The following is a 17,237-nucleotide window of genomic DNA, read 5'->3' as shown; positions in this document are numbered from 1 at the left end:
GCTTTTGATGTTCTACTAGTTCATTGAGGTTCTCTTCTTAATTGTCATCAATTGTCCATACCTTACAGCTAGGACACTGAATGATCTCAAAGCGGTCCTTTTTCAGTTCATCCATCCACTCTTCCCATGAGTCATGCTCAGGTGACATTTCAAGCGTTTTAACCGTCTGTAATTCGTCCCCGTCACTATTGGTGCATGTACACTCTACAATTGCAAGCTTAGCATCTTGATAGTCCTGTTCTTTTGTCTGTTCAACTGACCAGTTAATTAATCGATGATCTATAGGACGACGTTCTTTGTAATGTGTTCGAGTTAACATAGAATCACTCCTTATTGTGTAATCTACAGAGGTCCTGTTCTTTACCTCATTAGCGAAATAGCCTATGATGGAAGTAACATTTCTCACTATTCTGCATGTTCAAAATTGACATGGAGCATCCTTTTCCTGGTCCGCTAAATTTGATATCCATTTAAGGAGGGATACACTTGTCAGAAAAAGAGCTTTACAATGCAGTAGTTCTCTTAGAGAGCCTTTATTTTAGTAACACTTTTCAAAAGGTGCTTGAGCAACACAACATTGTTCAAGAAGAGCGTACTAGACTGACAGATTTTACGTACAAGAGCACATTTCGAAAAGAAGAATTGTCCCTTACAGCATACTATTTTGCTAATCATGAAGTCATGTTTGTTCAGGCAAGTGAACTCTATTCCTTATTTGTTATTGCGCTGGACTCTGTCATTGAAGGAATAACAGGAATGGAGATTTATCTAGAAAAATCTAAGAATGACAACAGCCTCATCCGAATGGAGAACCGTATTGTGAATGAGAAAGGGAAATGTGAGAAGTTCCCCTATATGCAACTCTATGGCCAGGAACTATGGCATTCCCCCGCGTTTTTGTTAGCGAATCGGGAAGGGTTGCTACAGCTCCGTGAAGCAATTGATATTGCTTTGCAAAACGGAGAGTATCGACACGTGACAAGTTCTTCTGATGGTGATGGATACGACCTTTTGATTAAAAGAATCGAAGAAGATGTTGAGTGGTCGCGTGTGGAAACACCCTATACGGCTCTCTCCAATAAGGAAGAAGATACGATTAAACCTGCTGAACTATTTAGTCAGTATCGAACCATTCTAGAAGAAGAATAACCGATCTTAACGCAGAACATTCTTGCCCCGGGTGCTTCTGCGCTTTTTTTATTTAATCCACCTCACTTCTGACTTCACTGCCTTATCTCCAGCCTTCTCCTAATGATGTTACCCGCTTTTATAAAAAAAATTCATAAAAGGATGATAGGTTCTCATCCGAGAATGGTATATACTGTCATCATAGAAAAAATGTTTTGGCTGTTGAGGAGGAAAATATGACGACAATTCATGCAACGTTACTATCCATGGTGATCTTACATAATGAAGAAACGGATGAGATTCTCTTATTAAATCGTCCTCCTGAAGCAGGTTTCCCCGGCTACATAGGGCCAGGTGGTAAAATTGAGCTGTCAGAAAGCTTCGCTGAAGGTGCGGCGAGAGAACTCCTGGAAGAAACGGGTTTTAATGTTCGACCATCTGATCTAATTTTTAAAGGGATCGACGAATTTATCATTACGGAAGAAAAGTACAGATATGTTGTTTTTAATTATGTTACCCGTACGTTCTCAGGCACTCTTCTTGAAAGTCCTCCTGAAGGAGAACTGCATTGGGTAAAAAGAAGTGCTGTAGATAACCTTCCAATGCAAGAGTGGTTTCGAAAAAGACTTCCAAAGTTTTTTGAAGAGGGAACTTTTGAAATTTCAATTGAATATGAGAAACATAGTGAAACGCCAATAAAAGAAACGCGAAGAACGCTCGGATAAGGAGGTATTTAAATGATAAAGAGAAATGACCAAGCACGAGAGGACATTCAACAGAAAGTGATTGAATATAATGGAAAACAACTTTCTGAAAGAATAAAAACGCCTCTTGAAAAGGTAGCCTATGTCATTGAAGAGGAGGAAGTGATTGGAGGAATTTCTGGAACACTGTTCTGGCAACACCTTCATATTGATTTTCTTTGGGTAGAAGAGAAAATGAGAGGGCATGGATATGGTAGGAAACTACTTCAACAAATTGAAAGACTAGCAGAAGAAAAGGACTGCAGACTAATTCTGCTTGATTCTTTTAGTTTTCAAGCACCGGGTTTTTACTTAAAAGAAGGATACGAAGTTTTCGGGAAAGTGGAAGATCATCCAGAAGGCCACACCCAATACTTTTTACAAAAAAGGCTTCGTTGAGTACAGACGGATTAAGAAGTGAACGCTTAGCGGCTCCTTTTCATGAGGAGCAGGCAACAATAGCTTACGAGAAAGAACCCTGCACCAATGCTGATAGGTAGCGTATAAGTTCTAGCAACGGAATGGATATGTACCCAATTTTCACCGAGCTGTAAACCCATATAGATAAAGAGAGCTGACCATGGGATCATGGCTAAGAGTGTGTAAAACGTGAATCGAAGGAGGGACATTTTCGCAATACCGGCTGGAATCGAGATCGCGTGGCGAACGACGGGAATAAATCGGGCTGTAAAAATGACACCCACGCCATTCCGTTCAAACCAGCTTTCGGCAAGTGTAAAGTGTTTTGGAGATATGAAGAGAAATTTACCGTATCGTTCTAAGAAAGACCGTCCACCATAGCGTCCAATCCAATACAAAAAAAGTTGTGCGAGTGTCCCACCAATCGTTCCAGCTATAACGGCACCGATAAAGTGAATGGTTCTTTCAGATACCATATATCCACCATACGCGAGCACAAGCTCACTCGGAATAATCTCAATCATGAGAGCTAGCGCTATTCCAAGATAGCCGAGTTGAAGTAGCCAGTCTAAGCATTGATAAATAAAGGCAGCCATGTGTTAAAACCCCTTTCGTGGACAAACTATTCACCTGTTTGTTAGTGTATTATCCATTGAGGTAAGTTAGACCTTACCGTCGTATAAAAAAGGTTTGTTCCGAATGAATATAGAACCCGGAATGTAAGCACTCCGGGTAAAGTTCGTTCTTCTGAAAGAATGACAATTGATTAGAGAGGTGAAAGGTAAGGATGTTAACATCCATGAAGAAGTTTCTAGCGACATTAGATCAGCCAATGCAAGCGAAAACGGGGAAAGAAAAAGCTTTAACCGTCCTTTCCATTATTGGATTTATCTTATTATTATATCTTGTAGCTTTCTCTCCGTTTATGTTCAGACTATTTATCACGTGTCTTAGCGTTGGCGTATCGTTATATGTGATTAAAAAAATTCATGATTTTGATCGCGTCCTAAAAGGTGAAAAAGCAGAACAGCCTGCTCAAGCATCTAACGAGGCTAATCAGCTATCGTTTTCTCTTGAACAGCCACAGGCCGAGGCAGAATCCATCGAGGAAGCAGAAAAGGAACGTGAGCTTGAACAGATCAATAGTGATAAAACGATGCTTTTTGAAGAACTTTTGTCAAAAGCAGACCTCGATGAAATAGAGAAAGAATCATACCGAAATCGCATGCAGCAAAAGGAATCTGAAAGTAACCGCATTAAGCAAGAAGTGTTACTCTTCAAAGATAAAATTCAAAAAGCTGTCATTGATAAGAAGGGGCTTTTCATTAAGGAAACGCCTGATATGAAATTAGTTGCTGAATTAATTGGTGTAGAGTCTGTTGAATCAAGTTCTTTTGTTGAATTAAATGAAGAACTTCGTCTCATTTATAACGAGATTCCAGAACCAAAGCGCACTATTCTAATCGAATATGAAATGGTTAACGAAGACTTCGAGTTAACGCGATTAGGATATAAAGAGCTCATGAAAGAAGTAAGAAAGCTCGAAAAGAAAACGAGACAAGTGGTGGAACAGTAAGCAAAAACGTGTATGAGCATTCATACACGTTTTTCTTATGATAAGCTAAAAAGATGAATGGATTTTACAGGAAATGAGGAAACAGACATGAAGATTAGACAAGTTAGTCCTGATGATGCAGCAGCTTTTGTGAATTTAATGAAAGAGGTTGAAAATGAAGCATCCTTTATGCTTTTCGAAAGTGGTGAAAGAAAGACGACAGTAGAGGAACAGCGGGAACGCATTGAAGAAATGGAGCGAGACCGTCATTCGAGAATTTTTGTAGCTGAACGTTCTGGTGAATTAATTGGTTACTTAATCGCGATTGGTGGACAGGCGAAGCGAAACAACCATTCGGTTTACCTGGTGATTGGAATCCGAAAAGAAGATCAGGGGCAGGGTGTTGGTTCCGCTTTATTTACTGAGCTAGAAAAATGGGCGAATGACCATCGCATCCATCGTCTCGAGCTCAATGTGGTAACGCGAAATGAAGCCGGCTTAGCTCTTTATCGAAAAGCTGGATTTGAGGTAGAGGGGTTAAAGCGTCATTCATTGGTTATTGATGATGAGTTTGTTGATGAATATTATATGTCAAAGCTATTAGCTCATAATTAAATCGTTCTTCATCCATACTACAAATGGAAGGAGGCGATGATATGTTTGATCATACAAAGCATATTCCGCTTGAAGGCATTCCGGGGGAATTTACGATGAGCGATGAATCTCAAGAAAATGAAGAAGTGGCTGAGATGAGTTTTCCCTTTGATTACAGCTTGATGATTCCGCTTGATCATACGATAAGGAAAGAGTAAAAAAAGCGCATTTGCGCTTTTTTTGTTGGTTAAAAATTTTCGGCAGCCTGACGAGCTTCATCCATTGCTTTTTTCTTAATTTCTTCCGCTTTCTCGGGCATTTGCGCCATTCCTTCTGCAATCACAGATTCAACAGACTGTATACCAAGGAATCCAAGGACGGCATGTAAATACCGATCTCCAAATTCCATCTCTTTTGCTGGACCTTCTGAATAGATGCCGCCACGAGCCTGAATGTGTAAGGCTTTTTTATCGGTTAATAAACCGACTGGTCCTTCAGCTGTATACTTAAATGTCTTTCCAGCAATGGCTATCGTATCAATATAGGCTTTTAATTTAGGCGGAAAGCTAAAATTCCAGAATGGCGTTACAAAGACATATTTATCTGCTGCGATAAATTGATCCGTAAGGTCGTTGATTTTACTCACTTTTAACTGTTCGTCTCCCGATAGCTGATCGAAACCATTTCCCTGCTGGAGCTTGCCCCAACCGTTAAAAACGTCCGTATCAATATAAGGGAGATCAATGTTATAGAGATCTAGCTTTAGAACATCATCATTCGGATTTTTTTCTTGGTAGGCTTCAAGGAAAACTTCCCCTATACTTAAACTAAAGGATTCTTTTACTGGTTTCGGATTTACGGTAATATAAAGCACTTTGGCCATAACGCTCATCTCCTTTGTTTTCGCCACTTAGTATGGCTTCCGTAAGAAAAAGTATTCAAAGCGATGAGGTTCATTAACTGGAGGTGGAAAAATGGTAAACCGATGCGCATGGGTTAGTGAAGAAGAGATTTATAAAGCGTATCATGATGACGAATGGGGTGTGCCTGTTCGTGATGATCAGAAACTTTTTGAAATGCTAATTTTAGAAGGTGCCCAGGCAGGATTAAGTTGGATTACGATTTTGAAAAGAAGAGAGAATTACCGGAAGGCTTTTGATCAGTTTGAAGTAGAGAAAGTAGCGGCTTATGGTGAGGAGAAAATACAAGAACTGCTCATGGATGAAGGGATCATTCGTAACAAGCTGAAAGTGCGTGGAACGGTAAAGAATGCGAAAGCCTTTCTCAAGATTCAAGAGGAGTTTGGAAGTTTTTCATCGTACATATGGGCGTTTACAGAAAACACCCCAATCCTCAATAGGTGGAAAAGCATCGAAGAGGTACCTGCTGAAACCGAACTAAGCAAGAAGATAAGTAAAGACTTGAAAAAGCGTGGTTTTACGTTTGTTGGTCCTGTTATTATGTATAGTTTCCTACAGGCAGTTGGTATCGTGAATGATCATACGACAGACTGCTTCAGGCATCCCAATGCAATGGAATGGACTGAAGATGATGTTGATTAAAAAAATGGTTTGTCACGTAAAGGAAAAGATGAGCGAAACGTTTTCATATGGTCAAGAACGATGGCATGGATTATGTGATCATAAAGGATTTGTAGCTCAATATGGTGGTTGGTCAGAAGAAAATATTGCGATGGTGATTGGCTTTTGGAAAAATCGCCAATCATATGCTCGGTTTATGAATAATGATCACGATGCGATTTATATGAAGACAAATCAACAAGAGTGTATTGACTCGATTGAGATCGAGACCGAGGAGATTGATGTAAAGGATATCGATCATTATGCCATTAATTGGTTACATGAGCAGGGTAGTAACGTCAATAGAAAGTGGACGGTTACAACTGATCATATGGAGGAGGGCTCGTAGATGAAACAAAAGTGGTTGTTCATAGGAGATAGCATTACAGATTCAGGAAGAAACCAAGACTCAGAAAGACTGGGTTATGGATATGTCAGAATGATTCGGGATGAAATTCTAAAGAAAGATGCTGTTGAGATCATCAATAAAGGCGTGAGCGGTGATCGGATTACAGACCTTGAAGAGAGATGGAGCCGAGATGTTTTGTCGGTTCAGCCTGATGTTGTATCCATTTCAATTGGTATAAACGATGTATGGAGACAGCTTGATCACCCTGAAATGGATCAGATCATGCCACATGATTTCAAAAAAATATATGAAGAATTAGTAGAGAAGGTTGGATCGTTAGGGGCAAAGTGTATCTTGATGGAGCCGACAATTATTGAAGAAAGAATCGATTCGATCGGCAATCAGAAGCTTTTACCTTATGTAGAAATTGTTCGTCAGTTAGCTGTGAAATATGATGCAATATTGGTGCCAACTCATATTGCTTTTATAGAAGAACTCAAAAAAGATCAGGGAACGTTAACCACAGATGGCGTGCATATGACGGAGACGGGAAATCAGTTAATGGCAAAGATCTGGCTAGAAACATGTGTAGATAAGTTGCTTTAATTGAAAGCTTCAGGAAATCTTTAAAAGGCTCTGTTCATCCTGAACAAAGCCTTTTAAGAAGATTACCGTAAAATTAATCGAAAACGGGGGCAATTGATGGATCTTTATGTATCGCAAAAAGCATGTCAATTTGCGATTCTGTAATTCGCCCAGTTGATAAAGGCGGGAGTTCATTTTGAGCAAAAAAACCGGAATCACTTGTTTCAATGCTTTCAGCTGCGCTTCCACCAATTAGCTCACACGCAATCATCACCTTATAAATATGATATGGCGATGGGGGATGAGGGTGTTGTTTATGATCAAGGACAGCAAGCAGCCGTCGTGCTTCAACAAGATAGCCTGACTCTTCTCGTACTTCTTTCACCGCTACTTCTCCAGGTGTGAAGCCGACGTCACCCCATCCACCGGGAAGAGACCACTTACCATCTGCTTTCTCTTTTACAAATAGCAATTTCGCTTCATGGAAAACGACCGCTCGAACGTCTACTTTAGGCGTTTGATAGCCTGTCTCATTTGTGAAAAGCTGCTGAATGGTTTTCATATCGTATTCTGTATATGTTTCCATCATTTCAGCACTTAGCTGCCGAAGCTCAAGATAGCGTTCATAATCATAGTGATCCTGCGTATAGGTTAACCCAGCTTGAGCGATTGATTGAATTTGTTTTGCCCAAGTAAGCCATTTTTGTTCCATATCCGATACATCCTTTCAACCGTAGCCTCAGTTCATTCTATCAAAAGGTTGAACGAGCTGTAAGAAAGATTATTCAAAACGAGGCTCTGAATAGCGGCCGAACCAGTCATAGCGGTTTTTGGAAAACCAGATGTAGAATGGTGAACCAAGCTTATCAATAAAAGGTAAATAGAGTAGTAGGGAAAGCGGTGCTGTAACAGGAAGCGCCATTAACAGGCGTCTTACGCTATAAAAGCCGGCGTGAAGGTTTCCGGATGATGTTAGCATATGAATCTCATCATACATCCGTTTATGGCGGAATTGCATATACGGATAGTCTTCTGGGTGTTTTTCAATTTCCTGAACCGGTATCCATTCAATCTTATTAAACCAGTCTAGTTTACGCAGTGATTTCTTTACATAATAACAAAAAGGGCATTCAGCATCATAAAAAACGAGATGTTTCATCGCGATAGCCTCCAATATAAATAATTCATTCTTCTATTCTTTTCACTTATTATCACTGTTTTAAACAAGATGGAAGCAGTTGACAGAAAATTGTAATATTATTATAGTCTAATTAGTTAAGAAGAAAACGTTTACAGGAGCGATGTTGAGTGAAACGATTGAATGGTAGAGTGGCTTACATAACAGGTGGAAGCAGAGGGATTGGGGCAAGTATTGCAGAAACCTTTGCAAGTGAAGGGGCAAACGTTTACCTGGCGGATGTAAATGAAGAAGCGCTGTCCAGAACAAGTAAGGAGTTGGAAGAGAAAGGATACTCGGTTATGACAGGCAATGTGGATGTTACGAATCGAGAGCAGGTAGAATCAAGCATGAAAGAAGCAGCTGAGGCTTTCGGAGGGATTGATATTCTCGTAAACAATGCGGGGGTCATCCGAGATAATCTGTTATTTAAAATGACGGATGAGGACTGGATGACGGTGATGCAAGTTCACCTCACCGGGAGTTTTTATGCTTCAAGAGCAGCACAAAAATATATGGTGGAGCAAGGGTATGGTCGCATCATTAGTCTTTCGTCTACTTCCGCACTTGGAAATCGCGGACAAACAAATTATTCAGCTGCAAAGGCAGGCATTCAGGGATTAACCAAAACACTGTCCCTTGAGCTTGGTAAATATGGTATTACGGCCAATGCGATCGCCCCAGGATTTATTGAGAGTGATATGACAAAAGCCACTGCTGAGCGTCTTGGGGTTAAGTTTGAAGAGTTTATTGACTACAACAAAAAGCAGATTCCAGTAGCGAGAACCGGAAAGCCTGAAGATATTGCGAACGCTGCCCTCTTTTTTGCAGATGAGAACTCGTCCTTTGTTAGTGGACAGGTTCTTTATGTAGCCGGTGGCCCTAGAACTTAATCTGAATGAAGCAGTCCATTGGGCTGCTTTATTCTTTTTCTCATACGTTTCACTGTTCCTATAGAGGGGTACTTTCCCATTATGGATAAGGAAACGAAGGAGGAGTCATGATGTTTGATAAAAATGCTGGTGAGATATTACTAAATACACTTTCTGAATGGGGCGTAGACCATGTTTATGGTTTGCCGGGAGATTCAATTAACCATTTTGTAGAGAATTTGCGAAAGGCTCAAGATCGTATGAAGTTCATACAGGTGCGTCATGAAGAAGTAGGTGCTCTTGCTGCAGCGTCGTATGCGAAGATAACTGGAAAAATAGGCGTATGTCTTTCCATTGCAGGACCTGGAGCCGTTCACTTGATGAATGGTCTTTATGATGCAAAGGCTGACGGTGCTCCAGTTCTTGTTATAGCGGGGCAAGTAGCAAGCGACCAGCTTGGAACCGATCAATTCCAGGAAATTAACCTTGAACGCATGTTTGATGATGTGTCGGTATTTAATCGAAGGGTTGAAACAGCCGCATCACTCCCGGATCTTACGCATCAAGCGATTCGAACAGCAGTTGAGAAAAAAGGTGTCGCCATTCTTACGATTCCAGATGATCTTGCTGCAGAAAAAGTGAAACAAAAAGTAGAGAATTCGTCTCTCATTCGTTCGAAAGCAGTCGTCCACCCCCATGACTCCAATTTAAATGAAGCTGTTGGCCTGTTAAATGAAGCCAAGCGACCGGTCATTTTAGCTGGGAAAGGTTCGAAGCATGCCAGGGAAGAACTGCTCGGTTTTGCCGAAAAAACAGGCGCTCCTGTTATTTTAAGTTTGCCTGGTAAAGGGGCAATTCCAGATGTTCACCCTTATAATCTTGGACAGCTTGGCCAAATCGGTACGAAGCCTGCATATGAAGCGATGGAAGAAACGGATTTGCTTATTATGGTGGGAACGTCATTCCCGTATCGTGATTATCTACCAGATAAAGCGAAAGCCATTCAAATTGATATTGATCCAACTCAAATCGGGAAACGATATCCTGTTACGGTCGGGTTAATTGGGGATGCGAAATGGACGTTATCCTATTTAACACAGCATACCAATTATCAGGAAGATCGTGATTTTATTGAAAAATGTCAAGATAATATGAAAAACTGGTGGTCTCATCTTGAAAAGATTGAAAGCGAGCAGTCCACACCGATTAAGCCTCAACAAGTGATGCCGCAGCTACAAAAAGTTCTTGATGATGATGCAGTGCTTTCTGTCGACGTTGGGAATGTGACGGTGTGGGCTTCAAGACACCTACGCGTCACGAACCAGAAATTCATCATTTCCTCATGGATGGCGACGATGGGATGCGGGCTTCCAGGAGCGATTGCAGGTAAACTAGCTCATCCAGATCGTCAAGCCGTAGCAATTTGTGGTGACGGTGGCTTTACGATGGTGATGCAAGACTTCTTAACCGCTGTAAAGTATAAGCTACCGATGATTGTTGTCGTTTTAAACAATGAGCGTCTAGGTATGATTAAGTATGAACAGCAGGAAATTGGAAACATTGATTATGAAACGGAATTGAAAGACTTTAACTTTGCCGCATTTGCTGAAACGGCTGGTGGTGAAGGTTATCGTGTTGAGAAGTATGAAGAATTATTGCCAGCCTTTGAACGAGCGGCAAAATCAACAAAGCCAGTTATTGTTGATGTTGTGATCGAAGAGCAGCCGCCACTTCCAGGTAAAATCACCTATGAACAAGCGGCAAGCTATTCAAAATACATGCTGAAAAAAGCATTTGAAGACCAGGAAATTGATATGCCACCGCTCAAAAAGGCATTGAAGCGAATTTTTTAAGGTAACGTGTTTGGAGAGCCCGCTTTTAAGCGGGCTTTTCGTCATTTTAGTTAGGATTATCAATACAAAGGGGGGAAACACATGCATCTAGTCTTTTGCTATGGAACGCTTCGTTCTGGAGAAAACAATCATAACGTGATAAGTGGAGCAGTCTTAAAAGAAAGCCTCTGTTGGACAAAAGGAAAATTGTATGACACAGGAGATGGGTATCCAGCTTTGATTCAACATGACAGAGGGAAGGTTTACGGAGAAGTCTATGAAGTGGATGATCCATTACTTGAGAGAATCAATCTACTTGAAGGTTACCAGGAAGGACGAGATCATAATTTGTATGATCGTGTGGTGCTGAAAATTGAGAGTGATGAAGAGAGCTATGAAGCTATGACCTATGTGATGAAAAATTCGAAAAAACGGTTTGTTGAAATACCTGATGGTGATTGGATAGCGTATCGAAAAAAGAAAAAGTGACTAAATACCACTTGAAAAAATACTCATATCCTAAAATGTAATGTAGTGGCTAAACATTTTTAGACTTAATCATTCTCTCAAATTTCAACAAAATAGGGGAGGACAGATTAATCGTATATAATGGCTTTCCCTTGTTCACGTAACTTTTTTAAAGATGTCAGCATATGATTTATTTCTTCTTCTGAATGCCTTTCCCATGAACTTAATTCAGCTATTATTTTCAAAGGGGATTTAGATCGATAAGAACGTGTGGGGTTTCCAGGGAATTTTTTGTTCGTAACGTTCGGATCGTCTTCAAAATTTCCTAATGGTTCTACAATGTAAATTTTTTCTGGTGATGGTGATGTTGCTAATTCAGCACCCCATTTAGCTGCATCTAATGTTGCAGTAAAATAGATATAGTTTGACTTTTTGTTCTGGTAATTAGATAAGTGCTGAGGCTCTAAAAGATCTCCAAGGTTTAGTTGGGCTTTAGTACCATGAAAGAATGGTCCCTTGTCTAAGACATCGTTTTTGTTATTCATCTTGCTACACTCCTTATGGCTTTAGATTTGTATAAAATAGTATAAGGTAGGAAAGTTAGAAAAAGTAGTCTGTAAATCATTTGAAAATAACAGTATAATAGAGATAGAGAAGTGTTTAAGAATAGTTCGTGGATGGATTGAAAAACAGCTTGTTAAACTGAAGTAGAAGTTTAACAAGCTGTTTTTTGTATTCATTACTGAGTGGTTTGTAACTCTCTTTTCTCAACCTTTTTCGCTTCTCGATTATTACGTAGGAACATATAGAAAGAAGCAGAGAAAATGATGATATAGCCAATAATACTCCAGGCATCAGGGATTTGTCCGAATAGCACGATGCTAATTAAAGCCGAGTATACAACCGTTGAGTAGAAGAAGATCGATATTTCTCGAGCTGGCGCAAACTTATAAGCCACTGTAAGGCCAAATTGACCAAGCGTCGCGAACACGCCTGCTAATAAGAGATAAATGAGCTGTTTCGTCTCCATTGGTTCATAGAACATAATAACGAAAGGTAACAGAACAACGGTTGAAAAAAATGAGAAATAAAAGACAACTGTATAGAATTTTTCACGCTGTCCCAGCACTCTTAACACAGTATAAGCGCCTGCGGCGAAGATCGCAGAAAGCAGTCCTGATATATATGGGATTGTTTCGACTGAAAACTGCGGCTTGATAATCAAAAGCGTTCCGATAAACGCAATAACAATCGCAACGATCTGAAAACGTCTCGCTTTTTCTTTCAAGAAAAGAGCAGAGAAAATGATTAACAAGAAAGGGCTCAGCTTGTTGAGCATGTCGGCATCAGATAAAACGAGATTGTCGATTGCGTAAAAATAGAAGATGATTCCTAGCGTTCCAAGAGCGGAGCGCAGAAGCAAGAATTTCTGATTTTCTTTTTTACCAAATAACCTTTCTTTGTAATACATCACAAATCCAAATGAAATGATAGCAGATACGGCATTTCGAAACATGGTTTTTTGAATTGTTGGAACGTCCCCAGATAGCTTTACAAAAGCTGCCATCATCGCAAAACCAAAAGATGATATTAATAATAGAATAATTCCTTTATTTCGATCACTCATCAAATTCCTCCAGTTAATCAATCGGAAATCACTTCTATCACTTTACTTCAAAGCGATCTCTAATTTCAACTTCCAGGCTCTCATTAAGAAATGTCACAAAATTGATTTAACATGATAGGAAGAGGATGTGGCATAGTAGAAGAATAATTGAGCTTTATTTACCGGGCAATCTGATAAAAATGTGCGGTTAACAAAAGCTGAGTTATGGGTATGTAGGTATTAGGCAGAATGTAGAAGGAGAAACGTGAACATGTTTGTGTGGCGAAATATTTATCGAGGCTTATTAATGGGTGTCAGTGATTTAATTCCTGGTGTTAGTGGTGGAACAATTGCGATGGTACTAGGCATTTATAGAAGGTTAATTAGTGGGATTAATGGATTAATGAGCAAGCATTGGAAAAAAGAAATTGGCTTTTTTCTTCCTCTTTTAATAGGCGTAGGACTTGCCTTACTGCTTGTTAGCCAACTGATGGAGATGCTGCTTGAGCATTTTCCGCAGCCAACATTCTTTTTCTTCATTGGATTAATTATTGGCGTTGTCCCTTTTCTTCTAAGGAAAGTGGATTATAAGAAAACATTCGAGCCTGTCCATTATGGTTTATTGATAGTGGCTGGACTCTTAATCGCATCCACGCTGTTCCTAAAGGGAGACGGAGGAGAAGTAATGAAATCGCTAGACCTGGTTGATTATATCATTCTGTTCTTCTCAGGATGGTTAGCTAGTACAGCCATGATCCTCCCAGGAGTCAGCGGTTCTTTTGTTTTATTGTTATTGGGATCGTATCAAACGGTTATTCACGGTCTTTCCTCTTTTCAAATTCCTCTACTGTTAACAGTAGGTGCAGGCATCATCATTGGCTTAAGCTTAACAGGTAAGGTCATTGCTCACTTACTGTCGAAATATACCGTTTCGACCTATGCCGTTATGATCGGCCTTGTAATAGGATCAGTGGTTGTGTTATACCCCGGTTTTGAACCTGATATGGGTCTTGCTGTTGCAAGTATCGCAACACTGTTGCTTGGATTAGGAGCAGCTGTTGTTCTTGGTAAAATTGAACATAAGGAAGAAAATGTAGAATAGACAAAACCGCAGGCTCTCCTGCGGTTTCTTTATGTCTTACTGATTCTCTTGTTTTTGCTTTTTACGTGGAAACACAAGATGCTTCATCATAAAGAAGCTTGAAGCAGATGAGAGCAGCATGGCGAGTCCCTTTGAAATATTGCGTTCAATGTAGCGAGGAAATGAGGTCCATTCAAAAATGAGTAGTGCACCATAAAAGACCAGGTTACTAATACCCAATGCGATCACTGCCTGTACGATAAACAAAAGGACTTGTTTGCGATCATGAATCGCTTTGGAAGGGAACGTCAGCTTGGCATTCCAGAAATAGCTGTTAATGATCGCCAGCACGTATGAAATTGTGTTGTACATAATAAGCTGGATTCGATCATCTGTTGGAAAGAACAGCATAAGGAGATTTAAAGCCCCAATGTCGACTAGTGCATTCATCACACCAATCGCACTAAAGCTCATCACCTGTTTTGAACCCCTGCCAATTCGCCACTGCTTCATATACTCAACCTTCTATCATTTCTATTGAATCGCTTGTTGCTGCTTCTCTTGCTTTTGTTCAATGGCAGACTCATAAAAATCAAGTAGCTGCTGCGCTGGACCTCGCCATCCATAATCTCTTGAATGCTCATAGGCCTCTTTCGACATTTTTTCGAGAAGGCCAGATTCTTGCAGACGATTGATCACTTCAGTCAGATTACCGTTACTGCCTGAACGATAGAGCAAACCGGTGGAACCATCTTCTACCTGTTCATTTGTCGGACCTGATTCAGCAGCAATGACGGGAAGGCCGCTTGCCATCGCTTCAAGAATCACAAGACCTAGCGTTTCCGTTGTTGATGGAAACATAAAGGCGTCTGCAGAAGCGTAAGCCTTTGCTAGCTCTTCTCCGTGTAGAAAGCCAGTGAACGTCACGTTTTCTAGATGACCAAAGTTTTTTTCGAGTTCACTGCGATAGGGACCATCCCCAACAATCGCAAGATGTGTATCTGGCTTTTGTTCAAGCATTGGAACAAGTGAATCGATCTCTTTTTCAAATGCGAGTCTTCCAACAAAAAGAAGAAGCGTTTTATCTGGATGGTCATTTGATAAGCGACATCGCATGTTACTGTCACGCAATTCGGGGTTAAATCGTTCGGTATCAACGCCCCGCTTCCATAAATGCATATTATAGAAATTTTGTTCATTTAACTCTTCTAATATGGCTTGTGACGTGCAAAGATTAATATCCGCTTTGTTGTGCATTCTTCTGAAATGCCACCAGAGAAGAGGTTCCGACCAGGACATATTGTAGTAATTGGCGTATTTGGGCACATGGGTATGGTAAGAGGCGATAAGTGGAACACCAAGTTTTTTACCGTACTTAATGCCAGAATAGCCCATAAAAGCCGGGTTTACGACATGAACGAGGTCAGGATCAAAATCTTCTAAGTAACGTTTGATCGTACGAGTAGGCATGCCAAATTTTCGATGTTTATAGAGAAAGAATGTACGAGGCTGAACTCCATCAAAGCGAATATTCCGATAGCTACGCACTCCTAAATCAGGTGCGATGACCTGGATTTCGTGTCCTTGATCGATTAAATAATCAATCGATGCACGAAGTCTTGTCACGACACCGTCAGTAGAAGGAAGAAACGTCTCGGTTACGATGGATATTTTCATAAGAACACCTCAATTAGTAGTTTGCATCCTTTATTTCCAAGTAATATTCGGAAGCACGTTTTCTTTCAGGACGCGATCTTTGTATTTAAGTGCTGTATCCAGTGTTCTCGAAATGTGATCATCAGTAAGAAGAGATGGCTCCAGCCCAAGGTCAATTAAGCTTGTATTAACGGCATGATAGTAATGCTCTTCTTTCTCCACACGAGGATTTTCAAGGTGGTCAATGCTAACGTTAAGTCCTTTAGCTTCCGCAACGCGCTGAACTTTTTCAGCAAGTTCCAGAACAGAAAATTCTTCTGTAAACTGATTGAAGACGCGGAACTCCCCTTTATCAGCTGGATTTTCAGCTGCAATTTCGACACAGCGAATGGTATCTTTGATGTTTAAGAATGCGCGCGTTTGTTTTCCAGAACCATACACCGTTAAGTTATGACCAATTGCCGCCTGGATAATGAAACGATTGAGTGCTGTACCAAATACGCCGTCATAATCAAGACGGTTGATCAGCCCTTCGTCATGCTCATCTTCATCTGTATGGAGTCCGTAAACAATTCCCTGATTCAAGTCTGTTGCACGAATTCCCCAAATTTTGCAGGCAAATTGAATGTTATGGCTATCATGAACTTTTGATAAATGATAAAACGATCCCGGTTGTTTCGGAAATGGAAGGACATCTTCGCGTCCTTTATGTTCGATTTTTATGTATCCTTCTTCAATATCTATGTTAGGCTGTCCATATTCACCCATTGTTCCCAGTTTAATCAGGTGACAATCAGGTGTGACTTCTTTAATTGCATAGAGAACATTTAAATTACCAACAACGTTGTTTGTTTGTGTAAACACCGCATGTTCACGATCAATCATGGAATAAGGGGCCGAGCGTTGTTCAGCAAAATGAACAAAAGCTTCTGGCTGCACTTGTTTGAAGATCTCTTTTAAGAAGTCATAGTGCATCAGATCACAATCGTATACCGCGATCTTCTTTCCTGTTTTTTCTTCCCATTTTTGTACGCGCTCTTCTAGCGGTAAAATAGGGGTAAGCGAATTTGAACGTAGTTCGTCATCCCACTTTCGTCGAACCATGTTATCAATGATTGTTACCTCATGGCCCTGTTTTGATAAGTAAAGTGCAGTCGGCCACCCACAGAAACCATCTCCACCTGCTACAATAATTCTCATAGATTCTACCTCCATCAAATGGTCGATTTAGTTGTGAAATCCTTGCTTTATCAAGTATTTACGATAGCATTCATCAAGATTGCATTCAACTTAGGACAGTTTTATTTACGAAAACTTTAAATGAATCTGTGAACTTATACCTACTGCATTCCCTAAACAAAGTGAGGGTACACCTTTAAGTTTGCCTGAAACGCTTTATAAAAACAATTATTTAATTTAGAAAATTGAAAACAATAAAATTAGAGTGTGATACAATGAAAATCGATACTTTTAGTAACGAATATTCTCATCATAACGCCCACGATTGTGCTAGCTTACCTATTTACCTATTTCCGTGATAATCTCAAGACTGTGAAGAATAGGAGTGATTGTGCCGATGTAAACCTGACTA

The 17,237-nt window shown here is 40.2% G+C and carries 23 protein-coding genes; 13 read left to right on the top strand and 10 right to left on the bottom strand.

The window, feature by feature from the left end; all coding sequences use genetic code 11:
* Positions 1-37: 37 nt before the first annotated feature.
* Positions 38-319 (bottom strand): hypothetical protein, encoded by a 282-nt coding sequence (locus LC090_RS17755; RefSeq protein ID WP_226659337.1) that lies wholly within the window; start codon positions 317-319, stop codon positions 38-40.
* A 167-nt stretch (positions 320-486) separates the two neighbouring features.
* Here LC090_RS17755 and LC090_RS17750 point away from each other — a divergent pair, with 167 nt between their 5' ends.
* The 3 genes from LC090_RS17750 to LC090_RS17740 all read left to right on the top strand — a co-directional run bounded on the left by LC090_RS17750 (position 487) and on the right by LC090_RS17740 (position 2,270).
* On the top strand, positions 487-1,149 hold the full coding sequence (locus LC090_RS17750; protein WP_226659336.1) for a hypothetical protein: 663 nt from the start codon (positions 487-489) through the stop codon (positions 1,147-1,149).
* Positions 1,150-1,364: 215 nt separating this feature from the next.
* Positions 1,365-1,853 carry an NUDIX domain-containing protein gene (locus tag LC090_RS17745; protein WP_226659335.1) on the top strand — a complete coding sequence of 163 codons (489 nt, stop codon included), beginning with the start codon at positions 1,365-1,367 and terminating at the stop codon, positions 1,851-1,853.
* 12 nt (positions 1,854-1,865) lie between these two features.
* Positions 1,866-2,270, top strand: a complete 405-nt coding sequence (locus LC090_RS17740) for a GNAT family N-acetyltransferase (RefSeq protein ID WP_226659334.1) — start codon at positions 1,866-1,868, stop codon at positions 2,268-2,270.
* A gap of 26 nt (positions 2,271-2,296) precedes the next feature.
* On the opposite strand, the gene LC090_RS17735 is transcribed toward LC090_RS17740, so the two are convergent.
* The gene (locus LC090_RS17735; RefSeq protein ID WP_226659333.1) at positions 2,297-2,887 is read right to left on the bottom strand and encodes a DedA family protein; all 591 of its coding nucleotides are present in this window, start codon (positions 2,885-2,887) and stop codon (positions 2,297-2,299) included.
* A 203-nt stretch (positions 2,888-3,090) separates the two neighbouring features.
* On the opposite strand from LC090_RS17735, the gene LC090_RS17730 reads away from it, so the two are divergent.
* The 3 genes from LC090_RS17730 to LC090_RS17720 all read left to right on the top strand — a co-directional run bounded on the left by LC090_RS17730 (position 3,091) and on the right by LC090_RS17720 (position 4,658).
* On the top strand, positions 3,091-3,867 hold the full coding sequence (locus LC090_RS17730) for a hypothetical protein (RefSeq protein WP_226659332.1): 777 nt from the start codon (positions 3,091-3,093) through the stop codon (positions 3,865-3,867).
* An 87-nt stretch (positions 3,868-3,954) separates the two neighbouring features.
* Complete coding sequence (locus LC090_RS17725; protein WP_226659331.1) at positions 3,955-4,461, top strand: GNAT family N-acetyltransferase; 507 nt, start codon at positions 3,955-3,957, stop codon at positions 4,459-4,461.
* 41 nt (positions 4,462-4,502) lie between these two features.
* Positions 4,503-4,658 (top strand): hypothetical protein, encoded by a 156-nt coding sequence (locus LC090_RS17720; protein WP_160920233.1) that lies wholly within the window; start codon positions 4,503-4,505, stop codon positions 4,656-4,658.
* Between the two features lie 29 nt (positions 4,659-4,687).
* On the opposite strand, the gene LC090_RS17715 is transcribed toward LC090_RS17720, so the two are convergent.
* The gene (locus tag LC090_RS17715) at positions 4,688-5,323 is read right to left on the bottom strand and encodes an FMN-dependent NADH-azoreductase (protein WP_226659330.1); all 636 of its coding nucleotides are present in this window, start codon (positions 5,321-5,323) and stop codon (positions 4,688-4,690) included.
* 91 nt (positions 5,324-5,414) lie between these two features.
* On the opposite strand from LC090_RS17715, the gene LC090_RS17710 reads away from it, so the two are divergent.
* The 3 genes from LC090_RS17710 to LC090_RS17700 are packed head-to-tail and all read left to right on the top strand — an operon-like array spanning position 5,415 to position 6,975.
* Positions 5,415-6,002 carry a DNA-3-methyladenine glycosylase I gene (locus tag LC090_RS17710; RefSeq protein WP_226659329.1) on the top strand — a complete coding sequence of 196 codons (588 nt, stop codon included), beginning with the start codon at positions 5,415-5,417 and terminating at the stop codon, positions 6,000-6,002.
* Positions 5,989-6,369 carry a DUF4937 domain-containing protein gene (locus LC090_RS17705; protein WP_226659328.1) on the top strand — a complete coding sequence of 127 codons (381 nt, stop codon included), beginning with the start codon at positions 5,989-5,991 and terminating at the stop codon, positions 6,367-6,369. Before LC090_RS17710 ends, LC090_RS17705 begins: the two co-directional genes overlap by 14 nt.
* Positions 6,370-6,975 (top strand): SGNH/GDSL hydrolase family protein, encoded by a 606-nt coding sequence (locus tag LC090_RS17700; protein WP_226659327.1) that lies wholly within the window; start codon positions 6,370-6,372, stop codon positions 6,973-6,975.
* 73 nt (positions 6,976-7,048) lie between these two features.
* Here LC090_RS17700 and LC090_RS17695 read toward each other — a convergent pair whose 3' ends face one another.
* Both LC090_RS17695 and LC090_RS17690 read right to left on the bottom strand, forming a co-directional pair.
* Positions 7,049-7,666, bottom strand: coding sequence for an NUDIX hydrolase (locus tag LC090_RS17695; protein WP_226659326.1), 618 nt, complete (start codon positions 7,664-7,666; stop codon positions 7,049-7,051).
* Between the two features lie 69 nt (positions 7,667-7,735).
* The gene (locus tag LC090_RS17690; protein ID WP_226659325.1) at positions 7,736-8,113 is read right to left on the bottom strand and encodes a thiol-disulfide oxidoreductase DCC family protein; all 378 of its coding nucleotides are present in this window, start codon (positions 8,111-8,113) and stop codon (positions 7,736-7,738) included.
* Positions 8,114-8,262: 149 nt separating this feature from the next.
* Between LC090_RS17690 and LC090_RS17685 the strand changes: the two genes are divergently transcribed.
* The 3 genes from LC090_RS17685 (at position 8,263) to LC090_RS17675 (ending at position 11,324) form a co-directional block, all read left to right on the top strand.
* Positions 8,263-9,024: an SDR family NAD(P)-dependent oxidoreductase gene (locus LC090_RS17685; RefSeq protein WP_226659324.1), complete on the top strand. Its 762-nt coding sequence runs from the start codon at positions 8,263-8,265 to the stop codon at positions 9,022-9,024.
* Between the two features lie 110 nt (positions 9,025-9,134).
* Positions 9,135-10,856: a pyruvate oxidase gene (locus LC090_RS17680; protein WP_226659407.1), complete on the top strand. Its 1,722-nt coding sequence runs from the start codon at positions 9,135-9,137 to the stop codon at positions 10,854-10,856.
* 81 nt (positions 10,857-10,937) lie between these two features.
* Positions 10,938-11,324 carry a gamma-glutamylcyclotransferase family protein gene (locus LC090_RS17675; RefSeq protein ID WP_226659323.1) on the top strand — a complete coding sequence of 129 codons (387 nt, stop codon included), beginning with the start codon at positions 10,938-10,940 and terminating at the stop codon, positions 11,322-11,324.
* A 107-nt stretch (positions 11,325-11,431) separates the two neighbouring features.
* Here LC090_RS17675 and arr read toward each other — a convergent pair whose 3' ends face one another.
* Positions 11,432-11,848 carry an NAD(+)--rifampin ADP-ribosyltransferase gene (gene arr / locus LC090_RS17670; RefSeq protein ID WP_226659322.1) on the bottom strand — a complete coding sequence of 139 codons (417 nt, stop codon included), beginning with the start codon at positions 11,846-11,848 and terminating at the stop codon, positions 11,432-11,434.
* Between the two features lie 194 nt (positions 11,849-12,042).
* Positions 12,043-12,930 carry a DMT family transporter gene (locus LC090_RS17665; RefSeq protein ID WP_226659321.1) on the bottom strand — a complete coding sequence of 296 codons (888 nt, stop codon included), beginning with the start codon at positions 12,928-12,930 and terminating at the stop codon, positions 12,043-12,045.
* A gap of 250 nt (positions 12,931-13,180) precedes the next feature.
* Between LC090_RS17665 and LC090_RS17660 the strand changes: the two genes are divergently transcribed.
* Positions 13,181-14,011, top strand: a complete 831-nt coding sequence (locus LC090_RS17660) for a DUF368 domain-containing protein (RefSeq protein WP_226659320.1) — start codon at positions 13,181-13,183, stop codon at positions 14,009-14,011.
* Positions 14,012-14,047: 36 nt separating this feature from the next.
* Here the strand turns inward: LC090_RS17660 and LC090_RS17655 are convergent, their stop codons facing one another.
* The 3 genes from LC090_RS17655 to LC090_RS17645 are packed head-to-tail and all read right to left on the bottom strand — an operon-like array spanning position 14,048 to position 16,846.
* A complete protein-coding gene (locus tag LC090_RS17655) occupies positions 14,048-14,503 on the bottom strand; it encodes a GtrA family protein (RefSeq protein ID WP_226659319.1) in 456 nt (151 codons plus the stop codon).
* A 21-nt stretch (positions 14,504-14,524) separates the two neighbouring features.
* A complete protein-coding gene (locus tag LC090_RS17650) occupies positions 14,525-15,667 on the bottom strand; it encodes a glycosyltransferase family 4 protein (RefSeq protein WP_226659318.1) in 1,143 nt (380 codons plus the stop codon).
* Between the two features lie 30 nt (positions 15,668-15,697).
* On the bottom strand, positions 15,698-16,846 hold the full coding sequence (locus LC090_RS17645) for an NAD-dependent epimerase/dehydratase family protein (protein WP_226659317.1): 1,149 nt from the start codon (positions 16,844-16,846) through the stop codon (positions 15,698-15,700).
* Between the last annotated feature and the right edge of the window lie 391 nt (positions 16,847-17,237).

The organism is Guptibacillus hwajinpoensis, assembly GCF_020524165.1.
Classification (GTDB): domain Bacteria; phylum Bacillota; class Bacilli; order Bacillales; family Guptibacillaceae; genus Guptibacillus; species Guptibacillus hwajinpoensis_D.
Note: the sequence above shows the minus strand (reverse complement) of the source record. Positions and strands in the feature narration are given on the sequence as shown.

Bases quoted from the DNA above. Each gene is read 5' to 3' on its own strand.
- LC090_RS17755 (WP_226659337.1), bottom strand. From the start codon at position 319: ATGTTAACTCGAACACATTACAAAGAACGTCGTCCTATAGATCATCGA.
- LC090_RS17745 (WP_226659335.1), top strand. From the start codon at position 1,365: ATGACGACAATTCATGCAACGTTACTATCCATGGTGATCTTACATAAT.
- LC090_RS17740 (WP_226659334.1), top strand. From the start codon at position 1,866: ATGATAAAGAGAAATGACCAAGCACGAGAGGACATTCAACAGAAAGTG.
- LC090_RS17735 (WP_226659333.1), bottom strand. From the start codon at position 2,887: ATGGCTGCCTTTATTTATCAATGCTTAGACTGGCTACTTCAACTCGGC.
- LC090_RS17730 (WP_226659332.1), top strand. From the start codon at position 3,091: ATGAAGAAGTTTCTAGCGACATTAGATCAGCCAATGCAAGCGAAAACG.
- LC090_RS17725 (WP_226659331.1), top strand. From the start codon at position 3,955: ATGAAGATTAGACAAGTTAGTCCTGATGATGCAGCAGCTTTTGTGAAT.
- LC090_RS17720 (WP_160920233.1), top strand. From the start codon at position 4,503: ATGTTTGATCATACAAAGCATATTCCGCTTGAAGGCATTCCGGGGGAA.
- LC090_RS17715 (WP_226659330.1), bottom strand. From the start codon at position 5,323: ATGGCCAAAGTGCTTTATATTACCGTAAATCCGAAACCAGTAAAAGAA.
- LC090_RS17710 (WP_226659329.1), top strand. From the start codon at position 5,415: ATGGTAAACCGATGCGCATGGGTTAGTGAAGAAGAGATTTATAAAGCG.
- LC090_RS17705 (WP_226659328.1), top strand. From the start codon at position 5,989: ATGATGTTGATTAAAAAAATGGTTTGTCACGTAAAGGAAAAGATGAGC.
- LC090_RS17700 (WP_226659327.1), top strand. From the start codon at position 6,370: ATGAAACAAAAGTGGTTGTTCATAGGAGATAGCATTACAGATTCAGGA.
- LC090_RS17695 (WP_226659326.1), bottom strand. From the start codon at position 7,666: ATGGAACAAAAATGGCTTACTTGGGCAAAACAAATTCAATCAATCGCT.
- LC090_RS17690 (WP_226659325.1), bottom strand. From the start codon at position 8,113: ATGAAACATCTCGTTTTTTATGATGCTGAATGCCCTTTTTGTTATTAT.
- LC090_RS17680 (WP_226659407.1), top strand. From the start codon at position 9,135: ATGTTTGATAAAAATGCTGGTGAGATATTACTAAATACACTTTCTGAA.
- LC090_RS17675 (WP_226659323.1), top strand. From the start codon at position 10,938: ATGCATCTAGTCTTTTGCTATGGAACGCTTCGTTCTGGAGAAAACAAT.
- arr (WP_226659322.1), bottom strand. From the start codon at position 11,848: ATGAATAACAAAAACGATGTCTTAGACAAGGGACCATTCTTTCATGGT.
- LC090_RS17665 (WP_226659321.1), bottom strand. From the start codon at position 12,930: ATGAGTGATCGAAATAAAGGAATTATTCTATTATTAATATCATCTTTT.
- LC090_RS17660 (WP_226659320.1), top strand. From the start codon at position 13,181: ATGTTTGTGTGGCGAAATATTTATCGAGGCTTATTAATGGGTGTCAGT.
- LC090_RS17655 (WP_226659319.1), bottom strand. From the start codon at position 14,503: ATGAAGCAGTGGCGAATTGGCAGGGGTTCAAAACAGGTGATGAGCTTT.
- LC090_RS17650 (WP_226659318.1), bottom strand. From the start codon at position 15,667: ATGAAAATATCCATCGTAACCGAGACGTTTCTTCCTTCTACTGACGGT.
- LC090_RS17645 (WP_226659317.1), bottom strand. From the start codon at position 16,846: ATGAGAATTATTGTAGCAGGTGGAGATGGTTTCTGTGGGTGGCCGACT.